This window comes from Vibrio sp. Of14-4, from assembly GCF_022347625.1.
Taxonomy (GTDB): Bacteria; Pseudomonadota; Gammaproteobacteria; order Enterobacterales; family Vibrionaceae; genus Vibrio; species Vibrio pristinus.
The window spans coordinates 293,916-311,814 of sequence record NZ_JAKRGI010000001.1 but is presented as its reverse complement, the minus strand read 5'-3'; the positions used below and the strand labels follow the sequence as shown (position 1 = coordinate 311,814).

Sequence of the window (17,899 nt, the reverse complement as noted above, 5' to 3'; positions counted from 1 at the left end):
CGGATCTGCTGTTATGAAAATACACCTCACTCCCTCACTAAAACGTCAAGCAACTAAAATTCTTGCAGATCTCCACAATACGAAAGAGCCTGTCTTAATTACCGAACATGGTAAGCCCTCAGCCTATTTAGTTGATGTTGAAGACTATGAATTTATGCAGAATCGATTAGCGATACTTGAAGGGATTTTACGAGGTGAACACGCGATAGCTCAAGGAGACTTTGTTAGTCACTCAGAAGCCAAGAACCGATTTTCAAAATGGTACACTAATTAGTTCCACCATTAACTCCCCTCTTCGGGCACTCCAACAAATGGTCATTGACCATGCCGACGGCTTGCATAAAGGCATAGCAGATGGTTTCACCGACAAATTTAAAACCATTCTTTTTTAAAAATTTACTCATAGCTTTGGATTGCTCTGTGGAAATGGGGACTTGCTCCATGGTGCTCCAGTGGTTGACTATGGGTTTGCCATCGACAAACTGCCACAAGGCGTTTGATAGGCTGCCGTATTCTTTCATCAGAGCCTTTGCGGCGCGCGCGTTACTAAAGACTGAGTTGATTTTTCCTTTGTGTTTAACCACATCAAATTGGTTGATGATCGCTTCGACCGATGTTTCATCACACTTGGCTAATTTGTCGATATCATAGTTTTGAAATGCCGCGCGGTAACCTTCTCGCTTTTTCAAAATCGTGATCCAACTTAAGCCTGCTTGTGCACCTTCTAGGGTAATAAACTCAAACAAGACTCGGTCGTCATAAACAGGAACGCCCCATTCTTTGTCGTGATAGTCTCTTTCGAGCGGATGATTCATTGCCCAAGCGCATGTGGTATCCATTTTCTTTCCTACGTCACTTATTAGTAGCGCCTCACTGTGGAGGCGCTTTTCTCTATCAATTCAATTAATTTGGCACTTGTACTTTATGGAAAATTCGATAGAGCACTGGCACAACAATTAGAGTCAATACGGTGGCAAACCCTAATCCAAACATAATGGTCACCGCCATGGGTTTGAAGAAGATATCAGGCAATAGCGGGATCATACCCAAAATAGTCGTGATTGCCGCCATGCACACAGGGCGCACACGGCTGAGCGAGGCATCCACTACCGCAAGGTAAGGATCTTTACCTGATTGCATCTCGATCTCAATTTGGTCCAAGAGAACAATACCGTTTTTCAGCAGCATTCCCGACAGGCTCAAGAAACCCAGCAGCGCCATAAAGCCAAATGGCGTATTCAGCGCAAGAAGCCCGGTTGTTACCCCTATGATGGCCAGTGGTACTGTGAGCCACACAATCAATGGCTCTTTGACTGTATTAAACAAGAATACTGTGATGAGGAACATAAATAAGTAACCCATCGGCATAGTGGTGAAGAGCGAGGCTTGCGCATCACCAGAAGACTCATACTCCCCGCCCCACTCCAGCGCATAACCTGAAGGCAGTTTAAGCGCTTCAATTTGAGGTTGCAGCCTCTTTTGCAATGTGGCGGCTGTTTCTTCTCCGAGCAAATCTGGGTCTGCCATTACAGTCAGCATACGCTTGCGGTTTTTACGCACTATGATCGGGTCTTCCCAACGCATGTCATAACCTAAGGTGACTTGCTGAAGTGGAATGTATTCACTCAGCGCTGGGCTCCAGATCTTCATGCCTTCGATGTTGCGAATATCAATCCGCTCTTCTTCAGGCAAACGCGCCACAATCGGCATTAACGTCGTACCATCGCGATACACACCCACAGACTTACCAGAGAAAGACATTGCCAAGAACTCATCAACATCAGCTTTGGTGATGCCATAGCGCCTTGCCTGACCTTCGTTAAATTGTGGCTCTAGCACTTTAGTTCGCTCGCGCCAGTCATGACGAATATTGGTCGCACCTGGGTCTGCGTGCATAATGTCTTCGATCTGTTTTGCGATGCTGCGCAGCACAGTGGGATCGGAACCAATCACACGCGCTTCAATTTTTGCGCCGCCCCCTGGGCCAAGTTCAATTTGCTTGAGCTTGTAGTTAATTTCAGGGAAATTTTGCTCCACATGCGCCCTAAAGTTGGACATCAAGGTTGCCAACTGCTCGTAGCTTGTCACCCGAGTCGTAATTTCACCATAAGCGGCATAGCTCTTTTCTGGCGCATAGGTCAGCATAAAGCGCTGCAAACCTTTACCTGCCGTGGTGGTGATATGCTCAACCCCTTCTTGGTCAGATAACCAAGACTCCAGCGCTTTAAGCTTGGTATTGGTCGCGCGAATATCCGTGCCCTCTGGCAGCCAAATATCGGCCTGAAACATAGGCGTAGTCGATGATGGGAAGAAAGACTGCTTCACAAAAGTAAAACCATAAATGCTTGCAGCAAGACCTAGAACCATCACAACTACGGTCAGCCAAGCGCGCTTCATACAAAATTCAAGGAACCCTTTGTAAAGGGTAAACACCATGCCTTTGTATGGATCGTTATCTTCGCCATCGGCATTGATTTTTTGCCCTTTAAAAAACATATCGGCAAAAAATGGCGTTAAAGAAATAGCGGTAAACCAGCTGAGCATCAAAGAGATAAGTAAAACCGTAAATAAGGTTCCACAATACTCTCCGGTTGAATCTTCCGATAAACCGATTGGCGCAAATGCGGTTACGGCAATCACGGTTGCACCGAGCAATGGCCATTTAGTTTGCGTGACAATATCGGTCGCCGCCTGCATTCGCGATCGCCCTTTTTGCGTGCCTATCAATATGCCTTCGACCACCACAATGGCATTATCAACCAACATACCAAGCGCGATCACCAATGCACCAAGAGATATACGTTGCAGATCAATCGCAAAGTACTTCATGAAAATGAAGGTACCAAAAACGGTCAGCAGAAGAATAAGCCCAATCAGTAGTCCAGAGCGAAGCCCCATAAAAAACAGCAGAACGATAATAACGATCGCAACCGCTTGACCAAGGCTGACCACAAAGCCGCTGACGGATTTGTCGACTTCTTTGGGCTGGCTATAGACTTCAGCAATCTCAACACCAACTGGCTGTTGGTATTTAAGCTCGGCAAGTCTTCGATCAAAGCGCTTACCCACTTCCACCACATTCACGCCTTGGGCAAAAGAAATGCCGACGTTAAGTGCAAGATGGCCGTTAAAGGTAATGATGTTATCTGGAACATCCACATAGCCGCGCTTGATTTCGGCTACATCTCGTAAGTAAATCAAACCCTGGGCACCGCTTTCTGTGATGATCAAGTCACCAAGCTGGTCGACGTTTTCAAACTCTCCCGTTGGTTGGATGCGGATATACTCATCGCCCACTCGAATTGCGCCAGCATCAGACACCACGTTTTGAGTCGACAACAAATTAAAGAAGGTATTGGGAGCCAAACCAAGACTGCTTAAGCGTTTCATCGAGACTTCAATAAACACCTGCTCTTGCTGCTGGCCCGATACCGATACCTTGCTCACGCCATCAATTAATTCCAGCTCTCGGCGCAGATAATCGACATAATCGAGCAGCTCTTTATATGAATAGCCATCACCTGTCACCGCCAGCAAGATGCCGTACACATCGCCAAAGTCATCAATCACTTTAGGGTCATTGACACCGGGAGGAAGCTGCACTTTGAGATCGTTGACTTTACGACGCAACTCATCCCAAATTTGTGGCAGGTCATCAGGCCCATAGTTGTTTTTCATCGAGACCGTAATTTGCGACAAACCACGGCTGGAGATGGAGTTCACTTCGTCAACATAGGTTAATTGCTGAATGGCTTTTTCAATCGGATATGTGACCTCTTCTTCGACCTGCTGCGGCGTTGCCCCTGGGTAAGAGGTCACCACCATGGCATCTTTAATAGTAAAGGCAGGGTCTTCTAGGCGCCCCAGACCAAAGAAAGCCGACACACCACCGATAAGGAAAATCAGCGAAATCATCCAGCTAATGACGCGATTACGAATGAAATAGGCGGCGATACCAGTAATGTTTTCATCTTGCGAAGACTGATGGTTTACTTGCTCACTCATTTCCCGTCTCCTGCTTAATCACTTCCACTTTCATTCCCTCTTGTAGTCTTGAAATGCCAGCAACAACCACTTGCTGCTGGTCTTTCAAACCGCTAACCACTTGCAAATCCGTTTTAGTGACTTTGCCAACGGTAACTTTTTGCTTACTCACTGTGTTGTTTTCACTCAGCAGCCAAACAAATTTATTGTCTCTACCTATATCATCCCCATCAGCATTGAACACAGCTTCAATCGGGATTAATACGCCATTGCTTCGGCTCATACCAATCTGATAGTTGTCTGTGGTCACCTCCACTGCCATACCATCTAAAATGTATTCTTGCTCTGGCATGGGCAGAGCTAAGGTAACGGTATAAGTGCCCGTATTCGGATCTGGCTCTGTGGTAAACTCTTTAATCTTTGCTGGGTATTCATTACCACTTGGCACTTTTACCAAGGCTTCGATACGAGACAAAGTCTCTGGCTCAGGCTGATTGGTGTAGAGGCTATCTGGAAGTTGAATCAGCACTTCAACGCTATCTATGCTGTGTATATTGACTACCTGCTGGCCAACCTGAACATTTTCAAATTGATCAAGATTAACCCGTGAAATAATCCCGTCCACAGGCGCTAATAGTTTGGTGAAAGATAATCTCAGCTCAGCGAGCTCCAATTCACTTAAAGCGATCAGGCGATTAGCGGCAATTTCATCGAACTGAGAACGCGCCAACAAGCCTTTAGCAACCAGAGGTTTTGAGCGTTTATATTGGCTATTGATGACTGAGTACTTAGCGCTCGCGTTATCAACATCTAGCTGATAGTCAGTTGGATCAAGCTCGGCTAGCACATCGCCTTTTCTCACTCTGTCGCCCTCTTTGACATTGAGCTTGCTGACTTCACCAGAGACTCGAAAACTCAAAGGAGCGCGCTCGGCGGCATTAGCTACCGCCGGAAAGTACAAACTGTCTTGCTCTACATCACTGCTGACTTGCACCGCTTTGACTTTAGGTATACCAAAGTCAACATACTCGACTTTCTTGCCACACCCAGTAAGAGCGATAGCGCAAGCGAGCACACTAAGACCTATAGATAACTTCATGTTATAGCCCTCTCTCCTTGACCCACTCACGAACCTTAATGCCGGGTTCAATGCCGTTCACTCCGGAAACAATAATAAGATCACCATCATCAAGACCACTTTTCACCTGACGCTTATCATCCAGTACTATGCTGACTTTCTCGACCACGCCAGAGGAGTCAACGCGCCAAACACACGTTTTTCCATCTTGTTCAAAAATGGCGGAGCTAGGAATTTTCGTCGCACCGATAGAATCGACTTTAACGTTCACCTCACCTGCCATTCCGGGAAGGATCCCTATATCCAGCGGACGCTCCATCACCATAGTCACTTTATAGGAACCAGTTTTGGGGTCTGCTTCTGTGTCTACCTCTTGGAACTCCAGCAGATAGCTCTTTTCAGGAAAAGCATCAAACTTCATGGTTGCGGTGAGATTAATTCCAGATGCGAAACGGTTTAACAAATGATCGGGCAACTGAAATTGCACCTTCATTAGACTATTGGTCTGGATGTTCATCACGCCTTGTTTGGCAGCGATATATTGATAAGTTTCAGCGGGTACAATTGATACTGTGCCATCATAGGGGGCGATAAGCTTGGTATAACGTAGGTTGGCGCGGGCCTGTTCTAGTGTCGCTTTTGCTGAATTGTGATTGGCTTTGGCTTGGTCAAAGTCTTGCTCGGACACCACTTTATCAAGGCGCAATTTTTTGTATCGCTCGTATTGAACATCGGCAAGGCGAAACTGAGCTTCCGCTTGCTTAGCAAGTAAGGCGTATTCATCCGGATTCAAGGTTGCCAGTACTTGCCCTTTCTCAACAGGTTGACCAGCTAAAACATCTATCGATTGCAGTTGGCCGGGAACTCGAAAGGTCAAAACGGCTTTATCGCCAGCTTCAGATGTCGCGGGAAAATGTCTTTCAAATTGTGCATTACCGACTGAAACAGTAAAGAGTTTTGCGGGCCGAGAGTCAGGTTCAGGAACGGGAGGTAACTCTTTACCGCAACCACCCAATAAAGCGGCTGCGGCAAGAAGCAATAGCTTTGATTGCATAATCAGTCATCCAATAGTCACATAGAAGTATTTAGGCCTGCGTCTTTTGGTTGAATGTTCGCCAACACAAAAACCAACCTAAGAGGTCAACAAGGCCAAAGATAGATGAATGATTATACGACTGCCAAATACTTACCAGTAAATTATTATAATAATTAGTTATTTTCTGTTAAATGTCACTCTAGCTCCCACAATTGATTTATAAACGACTAAATTCCTTGTTTACTTTGAAGGTTTCAGAGGTGACGTATGCTTCTATTTCGCGCACCTTACCTTCTAGTTGCTCAAAGTCGTTTTCAATCGTATTTAGCAATGCATCAGGAGTCTGGCCTTGTTGCCAAGGCTTGTTTTTTAGCTTGTGCTCCTGCTCGGCTTTAAGGGACATCACATAGTTATCAGGTTGCTTTTCTATCATAAAGGTCATGGCTATATAGGCGAGCAGCACTAGAAAGCTTCCCCCCAAAAGAGCGGCTGAGATGACTAGGATTCTGACAAGCCAAACTTCGCAACCAAAATAGTTGGCAATGCCAGCACATACACCGGAAAGTTTGCCGTTCTGTGTATCTCTATATAGCTCTCTGTTATTCATAACGGCGTCTCCAGTTAGGCGTTTCTGTATCTAGTATTCGCTCAAGAGTGTCGACACGTTTTTGCATCTGTTCTGCCTTTTCAGACAGTGTTTGCAGCCGATTAAAATCCTCTTCTGACAGGCCACCAGCGGTTTTTTTCTTGCTGCGGTAATGCAATATCAACCAAAGTGGTGCCACAAAAATCAAAAAAACAATCAATGGCCCTGCTAAAAAAAATGATGACATATAAAACTCCTAAATACGGATTGCTTAGCTCGATTGTCTGCCCTTAGCTAAGCAAGGATAACCGGTTTTTTGCGCTGTTATCGATGAAAGCAATTCATCTACCGATAACAGCTTGTGTGAGGCTGGATTTAATCAGTTACTACTTTTTGCCTTTGACTTGCTGCTTTAGGCTTTCAAGCTCTTTTTCAATGTCATCTTGAGCTTTAAGTTCAGCGAACTCTTGATCTAAAGACTTGGCTTCACCGGATTGCGCGTAGACATCGGCTTCAGCTTCCAACTCATCAATTTTTCGCGAGTACTGCTCAAATTTTGCCATGGCTTCAGAAGTACGTGCTGTATGCAAATGTTTTTGCACGTCACGGCGCCCTGTCGCGGTTTGAGAGCGAATCGCCAGCGCTTGCTGTTTGGCGCGAGTTTCTGTGATTTTACTTTCTAGCTTGGAGATTTCGCCAGTGAGTTTTTCGATTGTCTCCTCAACCAGCGTTTGTTCTGTGTGCAGGCCCTTGAGCATATCCTGCAATTTCTGCTTTTCTATCAGAGCGGCTCTGGCCAAATCTTCGCGCTCTTTGGTAAGCGCCAGCGTTGCTTTGTTTTGCCACTCATCAATTTGTTCATCAATCGCGTTAACTTTTCGTGCAAGCTCTTTTTGATCGGCTAAGGCTTTTGCTGAGTTAGTACGAACTTCAACCAGTGTGTCTTCCATCTCTTGGATGATAAGACGTATCATTTTTTCTGGATCTTCAGCCTTATCCAGTAGCGCGCTGATGTTTGAATTCACGATGTCAGCAAAACGAGAGAAAATACCCATGACTTAGCTCCTTATCCAATACTCTGGCCATTGTTGTTATAGCCAGATTATCAACATTATTCAGATGAATGTAATCCTTATTTCTATTCCAAGATACATGCCAATTTAAAAAGCCATATAAAACAAATAGTTAATATATTTTGCATTGATAACTCGATTCGTCTATGATGAATTTAACCAACATTAGGTAAATTTCACCAAGAGAGCGAGTGAATGCAACAAAACCTTATCGGCGAATCTCCAGCCTTTCTTGAAGTCCTCGACAAAGTCTCTAAACTCGCCTCAATAGAAAGACCCGTACTTATCATTGGAGAACGGGGAACCGGTAAAGAGCTTATCGCTCAGCGTTTGCACTACTTGTCTAAGCGCTGGGACCAGCCCCTCATCTCCCTCAATTGTGCCACTTTGAGTGAAGGCCTGATTGACTCTGAACTGTTCGGTCACGAACAAGGCGCTTTCACTGGCTCCAAGGGAAGACATAGAGGTCGCTTTGAGCGTGCTGAAAATGGCACCTTGTTTCTTGATGAACTAGCCACTGCGCCACTCTTGGTTCAAGAAAAACTGCTGAGAGTCATTGAATACGGTCAATATGAACGAGTGGGTGGGCACCAACTCCTTAACGCTAATGTTCGCCTCATTTGCGCTACCAATGCCAACCTCCCTGAAATGGCTGCAAAAGGTAACTTTCGAGCTGATCTGCTTGATCGGCTTGCTTTTGACGTGATTCATTTGCCGCCACTGCGCCAAAGAAAAGCGGACATTCTGTTACTGGCCGAATATTACGCCATTAGAATGTGTCGTGAGCTCGATCTTGAATACTTTGTTGGTTTCTCACAACACGCTGAACAAGCGCTACTTGACTATCAATGGCCGGGAAATGTCCGTGAACTAAAGAATGTTGTTGAAAGAGCCGTATACCAGAATAGCCGTCATCATGAGCCTATCGATAGCCTGATATTCGACCCCTTCATCAATCAGTGGCAAGAAGCCCAACCGATTGACGAGAAAAAAGTACCCATAGAGACAACAAACACAACCAGCTACCACTTCCCAATGGACTACAAAACATGGCAGCAAGATCAGGATATCGACCTACTCACTGCGGCATTAATGCAAAGCAAGTTTAACCAACGTAAAGCTGCCGATATGCTGGGTCTGAGCTATCATCAGCTAAGAGGCATGATAAGAAAGTATGACATTTCAACTGTGAGCTGATTTGTCTTATTGGACATAAAAGTCAATAAACCCTAACTAACAATGGTAAATTACTGAACTATTAGGGCATAATGGCACGTTATATCGTGCTTCGCCCATAACAATCGTTCTCGCTATGAAAGCATTTATTCAACTGACATTAAGTCTGTGTGGCCTTACCTTACTCTCCGCTTGTGGTGATGGCATTGATCACAATAAGATTCGTAAAACTGGCTTCGTCTACTGCGGCCAGGGTGGCCCTGACAGCTTTAATCCGCAACTTGTCGATAGCGGGATCGCTTCAGAAACCCTAAGCCCGCAAATTTTCGATACGCTGTTAACCCTTGACCCTAACAACTTCAAGCCAGTGGCAAACCTTGCGACCCGTTGGTCAGTAAATAAGGAAGGGACAGAGTATGTGTTTGATTTGCGTGAAGATGTCTCTTTTCAAACTACGCCATGGTTTTCACCGACACGCACACTGAACGCTGAAGATGTGGTCTTTAGCTTCAAACGTATTATCGATGAGAAACACCCTTATCATACTGTGGGGAATGGGCTCTATCCTTGGTTTAGCGGTATTGATTTCCAAGACCTTTTACTCGATGTTAAAGCACTCTCAGATCATCAGGTGCGCTTCACTTTGAGCCGCCCAGACAATACGTTTTTATCTAATATCGCGACCAGTCATGCGGTCATTCATTCAGCAGAATACGCCAGAAACCTCATGCTCGCCGATGACAAACCTAAAATAGACAGCCACCCTGTTGGTACTGGGCCGTTTTACTTAAACGATTATCAGGTAAACGACCTGATACGACTGAAACGTAACAATAGCTATTGGCAAGGCCAGCCCAAAATGAGTCAAATCGTGTTCGATATTTCTCATCGCGGCACCGGAACTTTAGCCAAGCTACTACGCAATGAATGTGACGTATTAAGCTCCCCCCTATCAAGCCAAATCCCGACGATCAAAAAACAAGAGAGCATCAAGCTTATGGTAAAGCCGGCGATGAATATCTCCTTTATCGCTGTCAACACCACTAATCCTGCACTCAATGATGCTAGAGTGAGAAAGGCGCTAAACTACGCCATCAATCGCCAGAACATACTTGAATCTGTCTATTATGGTACTGGTAGCCAAGCGTACTCGGTGCTTCCACCTAACTCTTGGGCCTATTTGAAAGACAGTGTCCAAATTCGCTACGACAGAAACTATGCCATTGCTTTACTCAAGGAAGCAGGGTTCGGTAAAGGTTTAGAGTTAACCATGTCGGTCCCACTTGAGCCAAGAGCCTATAACCCAAGCCCAAGAAAAACAGCGGAATTAATTCAAGCAAATTTTGCCGATATAGGCATCAAATTAAAGCTACTCACAGACGATCGCTTCGATCGGACTAACGTTGCTAATAACCAAGAAGTTGATCTCTATCTAACGGGCTGGATCGCCAATACAGGTGACCCTGATAACTTCCTAAGGCCTTTACTGTCTTGCGACTCTAAAAAAGTGGGGCTTAACGTCTCTAGCTGGTGTAACGCCGATTTCGACTTTTTGCTCGATCTAGCGCTTGAGGTCGACAAACCACGCTACCGACTCAATTTGTATAAACAAGCGCAAAACATACTTAACGAAGAATTTCCTGTCATTCCTCTTAGTCACGGGATGCAATTTCAGGCTTACGATTCGTCATTAAAAGGATTTAAGGTGAGCCCATTTAATGTCCAGCCTTTTGATACCGTAGAGAGGATAAAATAATGTTTCTCTACACGCTTAAACGCTTTAATCTTTTTATCATCACCTTACTTATCCTGTCTATGGTCGGCTTTAGTTTGCTTAGATTGGATCCTGACTCACCTTGGCTTATGGAAAGTTTTTGGCAAGGTTGGATGACCTATGTAGGTGAGTTAATGCACCTCAATTTCGGCGTGACCAAAAATGGGGTACCGATAGTGGATGAACTTGCTGTCGTGTTTCCAGCCACTCTTGAGTTATGCTTAATCGCTTTCGTTTTTTCTCTTCTGATTGGTATTCCAGTAGGGACGCTGGCTGGGATGAAACAAGGGAAATGGATCGATACTGCCATTTCATTTACTTCTATGTCAGGTTATTCAGCCCCTATTTTCTGGGTCGCACTGCTTATGATCATGGCATTCTCACTCCATTTTGAGTTTTTCCCGGTTGCAGGACGTTACGACCTCCTTTATGAAATCGACCACTTTACTGGATTTGCTGTCATAGACTCATTTTTAACTCAAGGTGAATACCGTGCAGATTCGCTCAAAAGCGTACTTGAGCATCTGATACTACCATGCTTGGTTCTGGCCTTAACACCAACCACTCAAGTTATCGGTTTGATGAGGGCATCGGTTGCCGATGTCATGAGCCAAAACTATATTCGAGCGGCAAAAATTAAAGGGCTTGCGACCTACGAAATTGTCACCCAACATGTGTTAAGAAACGCCATTCCCCCGATCATTCCTAAGATCGGGGTGCAGTTATCAAGCATGTTAACCCTCGCGATTATTACCGAATCCATTTTCAACTGGCCCGGTATTGGACGATGGCTATTAGATGCTTTATCTAATGAAGACTATGTTTCGATTCAAGCAGGGGTTATGGTAGTGGCAACCTTGGTACTGACGGCCAATATTTTATCGGATCTAATGGGTGCTATGGTCAACCCGCTAGTAAGGAAAGAGTGGTATGCTAACCGATAATATTTATCAGGAAGAGCGCATTCCTACGCAATTCGAGCGGTTCTGGCGCAGTTACCGTTCGAACGGGCTTTCAATGTTTGGACTATGGTGTCTGGGAATTATCATCATCATTACCCTAACCTCACCTTGGCTCACACCACATGATCCTCAGGCTCAAACTGGCGAACTGCTCATCCCTCCGTCATGGGATCCTTCCGGTACTGTGGAATATTTTCTAGGAACCGACGACCTAGGACGAGACATTCTTTCTCGCCTAATTGTCGGGTCTCAGCTTACTTTTGGTGCAGCGGTTATCATTACACTCGTCGCTACAATCGTAGGTTGCTTAATCGGTATTTTGGCGGGAATGACGAAAGGCCTGTTATCGAGTGTTCTCAACCACTTGCTCGATACGATAATGTCAATTCCTTCACTTCTGCTCGCTATCATATTTGTCGCTTTTCTTGGCTTTGGCGAGTTTAATATCCTCCTTGCGATATGTTTAGCCTTGATCCCTCGTTTCGTTCGTTCCATTTATATTGCGGTGCACACCGAAGTTGAAAAAGACTACATCATCGCCGCCCGTCTTGATGGCGCAAACGACTTTTATCTACTTTGGAACTCTATATTGCCCAATATACTGGTCGTTATCGCATCAGAAATTACTCTTGCACTATCAATAGCCATTTTAGATATCACAGCGCTTGGCTTTTTGGGGTTAGGCGCTCAAGCCCCGAGTACAGAATGGGGGGCCGTGCTTGGCGATTCCGTTGAGTTGATTTACCTAGCACCTTGGACAGTTACCTTGCCTGGTTTAGCCATTATGTTTACCGTTGTCGTGATCAACCTCGTGGGTGAAGGGGTCCGCCAAGCTCTCAATGCAGGGATAGAATAATGCCATTACTCGATATTCGTCATCTAACGATAGAAATTGAGACCCCTCAAGGGTTAGTAAAGGCGGTCGATCGCATGAGTCTAACCATGAACGAAGGTGAGATTCGTGGCTTAGTTGGAGAGTCAGGCTCAGGTAAAAGTCTTGTCGCAAAGGCCATTGTCGGTGTTTGCAAAGAGAACTGGAAAGTCACCGCTGATCGGATGCGTTTAGGTAATGTTGACTTGTTGCAACTCACAGCCAAAGAGCGTAGGCGAGTCATCGCCAGAGATATCGCGATGATATTTCAAGAGCCTTCTACGTGTCTTGACCCTTCTGAAGAAGTCGGCAAACAGTTAATCGAGTCCATACCCTCACATGCATTCTCAGGAAAATGGTGGGAGCGATTTAAGTGGCGTAAAAAACAAGCGATTACCTTATTGCACAAAGTAGGAATTAAGAATCACGTCGAGATCATGTCAAGCTATCCCTATGAGCTCACTGATGGTGAGTGCCAAATGGTTATGATAGCCATGGCGATCGCGGCTAAACCAAAACTTCTTATTGCCGATGAGCCGACCAATGATCTTGATCCTATCACTCAATCGCAAATATTGCGCTTGCTCAGTCGTATGAATCAAATCAATAACACATCGATCATGTTGATAGGACATGATCTTACAACAATCACGCAGTGGGCAACGAGAATTACCGTTATGTACTGTGGGCAATCTGTGGAGTCAGCCGACACGAAAAAGATTCTTGCCCAACCCAAGCATCCTTATACCGTTGCTCTGCTTAAAGCAATGCCAGATTTCAGCGAAGCTATTCCGCACAAACAGAAACTTGAGTCTCTACCGGGAGCCATACCTCCATTACAGCACTTACCTATTGGGTGTAGGCTTGGCCCACGTTGCCCGCATGCACAGCGCCAGTGTGTTGAAATGCCTAAAACTCGTCGAGTAAAAACACACAAATTCGCCTGCCACTTCCCGCTGAACATGGAGAAGAAAAAAGTATGAGTGCCTTACTAGAAGTCGATCAGCTCAGTAAAACCTTTGTCACCAGAGCGGGGCTTTTCCATAAAAAAGTTCATCAAGCCGTTAAACCAGTCAGTTTTAGGCTTGAAGTAGGACAAACATTAGGCTTAATTGGTCAGAATGGTTCAGGTAAATCAACACTTGCGAGAATGCTTGCGGGGGTCATTGAACCGACAGAAGGTGAGATAAAAGTTAATGGTGAGCGATTAGAGCACAAAGATTACTCTACCCGCTGTAAACTAATCAGGATGATATTCCAAGATCCCAATACCTCTCTCAATCCACGGCTGCAAATTGGGCATCTTCTCGAAGGACCACTGAAACGAAACACCGAGATGACACCCGAAGCGAGAATGTCGAGAGTAAAAGATGTGTTGCTTAAAGTGGGCTTACTTCCTGAACACGCCTACTTTTACCCTCAGATGCTCGCGGCAGGCCAAAAGCAAAGAATATGCTTAGCACGAGCTTTAATACTTCAACCTTCAGTCATCGTTGCTGACGAAGCGCTCAATGGATTGGATATGGCGATGCGCTCGCAAATCATTAATCTGTTCCTCGAGTTACAGGAGGAAATGGGCGTATCCTTCATATACGTTTCTCAGCATTTAGGCGTGGTGAAACACATCACAGACCAAGTGATGGTGATGCATGACGGTAAAGTCGTTGAAGCTGGCAATACTCAGGAGATCCTAACCTGTCCAAATAACATTATCACTCAACGTATGGTTGAGAGTCATTTCAACAAAGCCACATGCTTTAAATAAAGGCTCAGGGTAATGTACTGCGCACCACGGATGGTATTAGGCTTGTTACTTAGCTTGGGTGCAACTAGCAACGCCCTATGTGCGAACCAAACTTGGCTAGATACTGACTTTGTCAAACAAGCGTTTTTAGAAGTCGCGTTAAAAAATGAGTATTCTCAGGGTATCCAGCGTCTAACCAAATGGAACAAACCAATCCGAATATGGATTGAGCATAAAGTCGCAGATCAAGCTTTGCATAACCAACTGGCAAATACCCATATTCGCGATCTCTCCTCGATTACAGGACACAGGATCACGAGAGTGTCAAAACGAACCGATGCAAACATTGTGTGGATCTATACCCAGCAATCGAAGTGGTACAATGATATTAAACGAGAACTTGGAGAGGAGGCACTGAAGTACGCTCATGGCGCAATATGTAAAGCGGGATACAGAACGAACAAGACGACCAATGAAATTGACTCAGCAGTGATTATTATACCGGTTGATCAAGCAAGGGAACACGGTAAGCTGCTAGCTTGTATTGTTGAAGAAGTCACCCAAACAATGGGACTCCCTAACGATTCAAAAGCCGCCTACCCCTCCATATTTAATGATGAAACGCCCGAAGACCTGCTTTCTCCATTAGACGTGATATTGCTTAAAATACTTTACGAGCCAGAGCTAAAGTCAGGTATGAACTTGGTCGATACAAAACGCGCGGTCGATATTATACTCAAACGCTATCAGAACCAAGGTGTGTTGAAAAATGCAGTCAAAGAGGCGAAATCAACGGAGCTGTATAAGCTTATCGCCTACTGATATCACCTAAGTGTGGATTAGTAAATCAACTAACGTTTTTTCTCTGCCTTTCTCAGTTCGAATTCAAATTCATCTGGGTATACAACCAACCCTTCTTCATTCTGGTTAGGAAAGACCACCACTGATAAATCATCATCTTCTAAGCCACGTGTCCAACGACTGAACCACTTTGCGGTAGAAATGCACTCAGCTTTGCAGTGTTCCCATTCTCCTGTCGCCCATAAACTAGCAAATTCATGATGAGGCCAAATAGGGACACAATCTTCGTCTTCGGTATTAAGCATCACACAGCCATGCTCATCAGTGAGTATCCAAACCTTCTTGTGCTTAACGATTTCTTTGATTGCGTAGCTAAATCGCTCGTCTTCACGCATTTTAAGTACAGTTTCAATCTCTTGTGCTGATAGTGATTGTGACATTGAGTTTTCCTTAAATAAAACGCCTACATTTCTGCAGGCGCTTGACGATATTGACTAAGTAATTATACCAGTTCAGTTTGTAGCCAAGGCCAACCTTGTTTCTTACGACTCAAGGTATTTTCCATCATAAGCATGCCATCACACTCATGTTTAGCCAGTTTCTCTGCCCATTCCCCCTTATACAATAGTCGAGTTTGTGCAGTCGTAATATCGGTCAACATAACGGCAGCAAAAGCGAGATTATCTTGCACGCAGCGACGCTCTAAATCTTGCTCTAGCGCATCAATCATGCCATCAACCTGTTCTAGAGTTGCCAGTTCAACCTGACCTACCACGACATCACGACCATTGAATGGATAGCCTTTAAGATCTTTCTCAACTAACTCAGCAGCAGATAGCCCTTCAATGTTTGTTTTAGCGATCAATAAATCTTTTATGAAACTGTCAATATCACAAACATCTGCTATCTTGGCTAGCTCCTCTACTGCATCTTTATCTTTTTGCGTGCAAGTTGGAGAAGCAAAGCCAACCGTATCAGATAAGATGGCGGACATCATTAGTTTTGCTATTTGAGGGGTGATTTCATGCCCTTCAATTTTAAACATGTTGAAAAGTACAGTGTTGGTACAGCCTACTGGCCAAATCCAAGCTTCCATTGGATTAATCGTCATCACATCACCTAGCCTGTGGTGATCAACAATACCCAAAATTTCTGCCTCAGCCACGTCATCTGGAGCTTGGGCTAAATCTGAGTAATCGACTAACCAAATTTTTTCACCCGCAACAGAAGTGCGAAGCTCTGGTAGTTCAGCCCCAGCAACTTCAAGAATATGTTGAGTTTCGCGGTTTATTTCACCTTGGCGAATCGGCATGGCATCCAAACCACGTGCTTTTAGTAACTCAGTAGCTACTAATGCACTACAAATACTGTCACTATCAGGGTTCTTGTGACCTACAACTAGAATCATCTTTTTTCCTACTACGACTAAAATAGGCCCATATTGGGCAATTACTCACAAAGCGGGATACTTTACCTGAATTTTGAGATTTGTCATGGGTTAGAAAAAATAAATGCCCAAATCACAATTTTTTGTTGCAATAAGTGTCACACAAAACTAAATTGATAAGCATTATCATTTGCATTTGTAGCTCAATGAATTCGGTTAGACTCTCTTTCTCTCTGCCTGCATGGCTGAGCTTTTCCCAATTTCGTCCAGCCTATAAAAGGCTCCTGTTGCCGTCCATACTCATCGCCTTACTCTTAAATGACGCAACGCGAATGGTAACGGTAGTAACCCTCTCTGATGCTTTCTGGGCTGTTTCGGCTTATGTCGCTTTCACCCTTGCGATTTATCATTACCTCTCCCTATGGATGAGTAAAGACAATAAAGTCGTTAATCTCTACAAGAGTTCTCGAGCCTATCAAGTGCTGTTTGCCTCATTGCTTGGTGCCCTTCCGGGGTGTGGAGGCGCCATCATTGTGACCACACAATTTGTCAGTGGTAAAGTGGGCTTTGGTGCAATTGTCGCTGTATTGACATCAACAATGGGCGACGCTGCCTTCTTACTTATCGCCAGTAAGCCTGATATAGGCGTTCTGGTTGTCAGTATAGGTATTGTCGTTGGGTGCCTGTCTGGTTGGGTAGTCAATGCTATTCATGCCGATGACTTCTTACGTCCACTCAATCAAGATACCAGAGAAAGCTCTCAAATCTGCCTATCCCATAGTAACCAGCACAGTAGTTTTGAGAAAAAAGCCATTAACCTTCAAGGTGCATTTTGGAAATGGCTAATCGTTCCAGCGACCGTTGTTGCTTTATTGGGATCATTTCAAATCGACATTAATCAACTGCTTGCTTTACCCTCAGAGACGATGGAGTGGCTAGGAGCAATACTCATTGTGATCAGCATGTTACTTTGGTCGCTGACCAAAGAAATCAAGGATTATCGCTCTACTGTGTCTGAAGACACAAAGACCGTCACCTCTCACCCGTTACAAAAGGCGGCTCAAGACACCAATTTTGTTACCGCTTGGGTGATAGTCGCATTCATGTCTTTTGAATTATTGACTGCATTGGGTGATATCGACCTTGCAAGTGCCTTTTCTGGGTGGGGAGTGTGGATGCCTTTAGTCGGCCTTGCCGTGGGTATACTGCCTGGTTGTGGACCGCAAATACTGGTAACGAGTCTTTATATCTCAGGAACTGTTCCTCTTTCCACACAACTAGCCAATGCAATATCAAATGACGGCGACGCGTTATTCCCAGCAATCGCTCTTGCTCCAAGAGCTGCCCTTGCTGCAACCTTTTATTCGGCAATACCTGCCTTAATTGTGGGTTACAGCTATTACTTTATGTTTGAGAGGTAGCCATAC

General features: G+C 44.8%; 18 protein-coding genes. 9 read left to right on the top strand and 9 right to left on the bottom strand.

The genetic code is table 11. The features are described 5' to 3' along the window. The first annotated feature begins 13 nt into the window (after nt 1–13). The gene (locus tag MHN79_RS01350; RefSeq protein WP_239171362.1) at nt 14–274 is read left to right on the top strand and encodes a type II toxin-antitoxin system Phd/YefM family antitoxin; all 261 of its coding nucleotides are present in this window, start codon (nt 14–16) and stop codon (nt 272–274) included. Here the strand turns inward: MHN79_RS01350 and MHN79_RS01345 are convergent. The 7 genes from MHN79_RS01345 to pspA all read right to left on the bottom strand — a co-directional run bounded on the left by MHN79_RS01345 (nt 267) and on the right by pspA (nt 7,739). Beyond that, a complete protein-coding gene (locus MHN79_RS01345; RefSeq protein ID WP_239171361.1) occupies nt 267–839 on the bottom strand; it encodes a DNA-3-methyladenine glycosylase I in 573 nt (190 codons plus the stop codon). The genes MHN79_RS01350 and MHN79_RS01345 overlap by 8 nt on opposite strands. Nucleotides 840–903: 64 nt before the next feature. Continuing rightward, nucleotides 904–4,005, bottom strand: a complete 3,102-nt coding sequence (locus tag MHN79_RS01340) for an efflux RND transporter permease subunit (protein ID WP_239171360.1) — start codon at nt 4,003–4,005, stop codon at nt 904–906. Continuing rightward, complete coding sequence (locus MHN79_RS01335; RefSeq protein WP_239171359.1) at nt 3,998–5,083, bottom strand: efflux RND transporter periplasmic adaptor subunit; 1,086 nt, start codon at nt 5,081–5,083, stop codon at nt 3,998–4,000. Before MHN79_RS01335 ends, MHN79_RS01340 begins: the two co-directional genes overlap by 8 nt. Before the next feature lies 1 nt (nt 5,084). Further along, complete coding sequence (locus MHN79_RS01330) at nt 5,085–6,116, bottom strand: efflux RND transporter periplasmic adaptor subunit (RefSeq protein ID WP_160926940.1); 1,032 nt, start codon at nt 6,114–6,116, stop codon at nt 5,085–5,087. Nucleotides 6,117–6,315: 199 nt separating this feature from the next. Continuing rightward, nucleotides 6,316–6,705, bottom strand: coding sequence for an envelope stress response membrane protein PspC (pspC, locus tag MHN79_RS01325; RefSeq protein WP_239171358.1), 390 nt, complete (start codon nt 6,703–6,705; stop codon nt 6,316–6,318). After that, nucleotides 6,698–6,931, bottom strand: coding sequence for an envelope stress response membrane protein PspB (gene pspB / locus MHN79_RS01320; RefSeq protein ID WP_239171357.1), 234 nt, complete (start codon nt 6,929–6,931; stop codon nt 6,698–6,700). The genes pspC and pspB overlap by 8 nt, the downstream gene beginning before the upstream one ends. 139 nt (nt 6,932–7,070) lie before the next feature. Next, nucleotides 7,071–7,739, bottom strand: coding sequence for a phage shock protein PspA (gene pspA / locus MHN79_RS01315; RefSeq protein WP_239171356.1), 669 nt, complete (start codon nt 7,737–7,739; stop codon nt 7,071–7,073). Between the two features lie 213 nt (nt 7,740–7,952). On the opposite strand from pspA, the gene pspF reads away from it, so the two are divergent. The 7 genes from pspF (at nt 7,953) to MHN79_RS01280 (ending at nt 15,106) form a co-directional block, all read left to right on the top strand. Then, the gene (gene pspF, locus MHN79_RS01310; protein ID WP_239171355.1) at nt 7,953–8,954 is read left to right on the top strand and encodes a phage shock protein operon transcriptional activator; all 1,002 of its coding nucleotides are present in this window, start codon (nt 7,953–7,955) and stop codon (nt 8,952–8,954) included. 115 nt (nt 8,955–9,069) lie between these two features. Beyond that, complete coding sequence (locus tag MHN79_RS01305) at nt 9,070–10,689, top strand: ABC transporter substrate-binding protein (protein ID WP_239171354.1); 1,620 nt, start codon at nt 9,070–9,072, stop codon at nt 10,687–10,689. Further along, nucleotides 10,689–11,651: an ABC transporter permease subunit gene (locus MHN79_RS01300; protein ID WP_239171353.1), complete on the top strand. Its 963-nt coding sequence runs from the start codon at nt 10,689–10,691 to the stop codon at nt 11,649–11,651. Before MHN79_RS01305 ends, MHN79_RS01300 begins: the two co-directional genes overlap by 1 nt. Next, nucleotides 11,638–12,525, top strand: a complete 888-nt coding sequence (sapC, locus tag MHN79_RS01295) for a putrescine export ABC transporter permease SapC (protein ID WP_114785584.1) — start codon at nt 11,638–11,640, stop codon at nt 12,523–12,525. Before MHN79_RS01300 ends, sapC begins: the two co-directional genes overlap by 14 nt. Next, a complete protein-coding gene (locus MHN79_RS01290; RefSeq protein ID WP_152430204.1) occupies nt 12,525–13,523 on the top strand; it encodes an oligopeptide/dipeptide ABC transporter ATP-binding protein in 999 nt (332 codons plus the stop codon). Before sapC ends, MHN79_RS01290 begins: the two co-directional genes overlap by 1 nt. Continuing rightward, a complete protein-coding gene (locus MHN79_RS01285) occupies nt 13,520–14,305 on the top strand; it encodes an ATP-binding cassette domain-containing protein (protein WP_114785586.1) in 786 nt (261 codons plus the stop codon). Before MHN79_RS01290 ends, MHN79_RS01285 begins: the two co-directional genes overlap by 4 nt. A 30-nt stretch (nt 14,306–14,335) precedes the next feature. Continuing rightward, nucleotides 14,336–15,106, top strand: a complete 771-nt coding sequence (locus MHN79_RS01280; protein WP_239171511.1) for a DUF2927 domain-containing protein — start codon at nt 14,336–14,338, stop codon at nt 15,104–15,106. Nucleotides 15,107–15,135: 29 nt separating this feature from the next. Here MHN79_RS01280 and MHN79_RS01275 read toward each other — a convergent pair whose 3' ends face one another. Both MHN79_RS01275 and MHN79_RS01270 read right to left on the bottom strand, forming a co-directional pair. Further along, nucleotides 15,136–15,525 carry a DUF2750 domain-containing protein gene (locus tag MHN79_RS01275; RefSeq protein ID WP_239171352.1) on the bottom strand — a complete coding sequence of 130 codons (390 nt, stop codon included), beginning with the start codon at nt 15,523–15,525 and terminating at the stop codon, nt 15,136–15,138. Between the two features lie 62 nt (nt 15,526–15,587). Next, nucleotides 15,588–16,493: a manganese-dependent inorganic pyrophosphatase gene (locus tag MHN79_RS01270; RefSeq protein ID WP_239171351.1), complete on the bottom strand. Its 906-nt coding sequence runs from the start codon at nt 16,491–16,493 to the stop codon at nt 15,588–15,590. A gap of 185 nt (nt 16,494–16,678) precedes the next feature. Here MHN79_RS01270 and MHN79_RS01265 point away from each other — a divergent pair, with 185 nt between their 5' ends. Then, complete coding sequence (locus tag MHN79_RS01265) at nt 16,679–17,893, top strand: putative manganese transporter (protein ID WP_239171350.1); 1,215 nt, start codon at nt 16,679–16,681, stop codon at nt 17,891–17,893. Nucleotides 17,894–17,899: the final 6 nt, after the last annotated feature.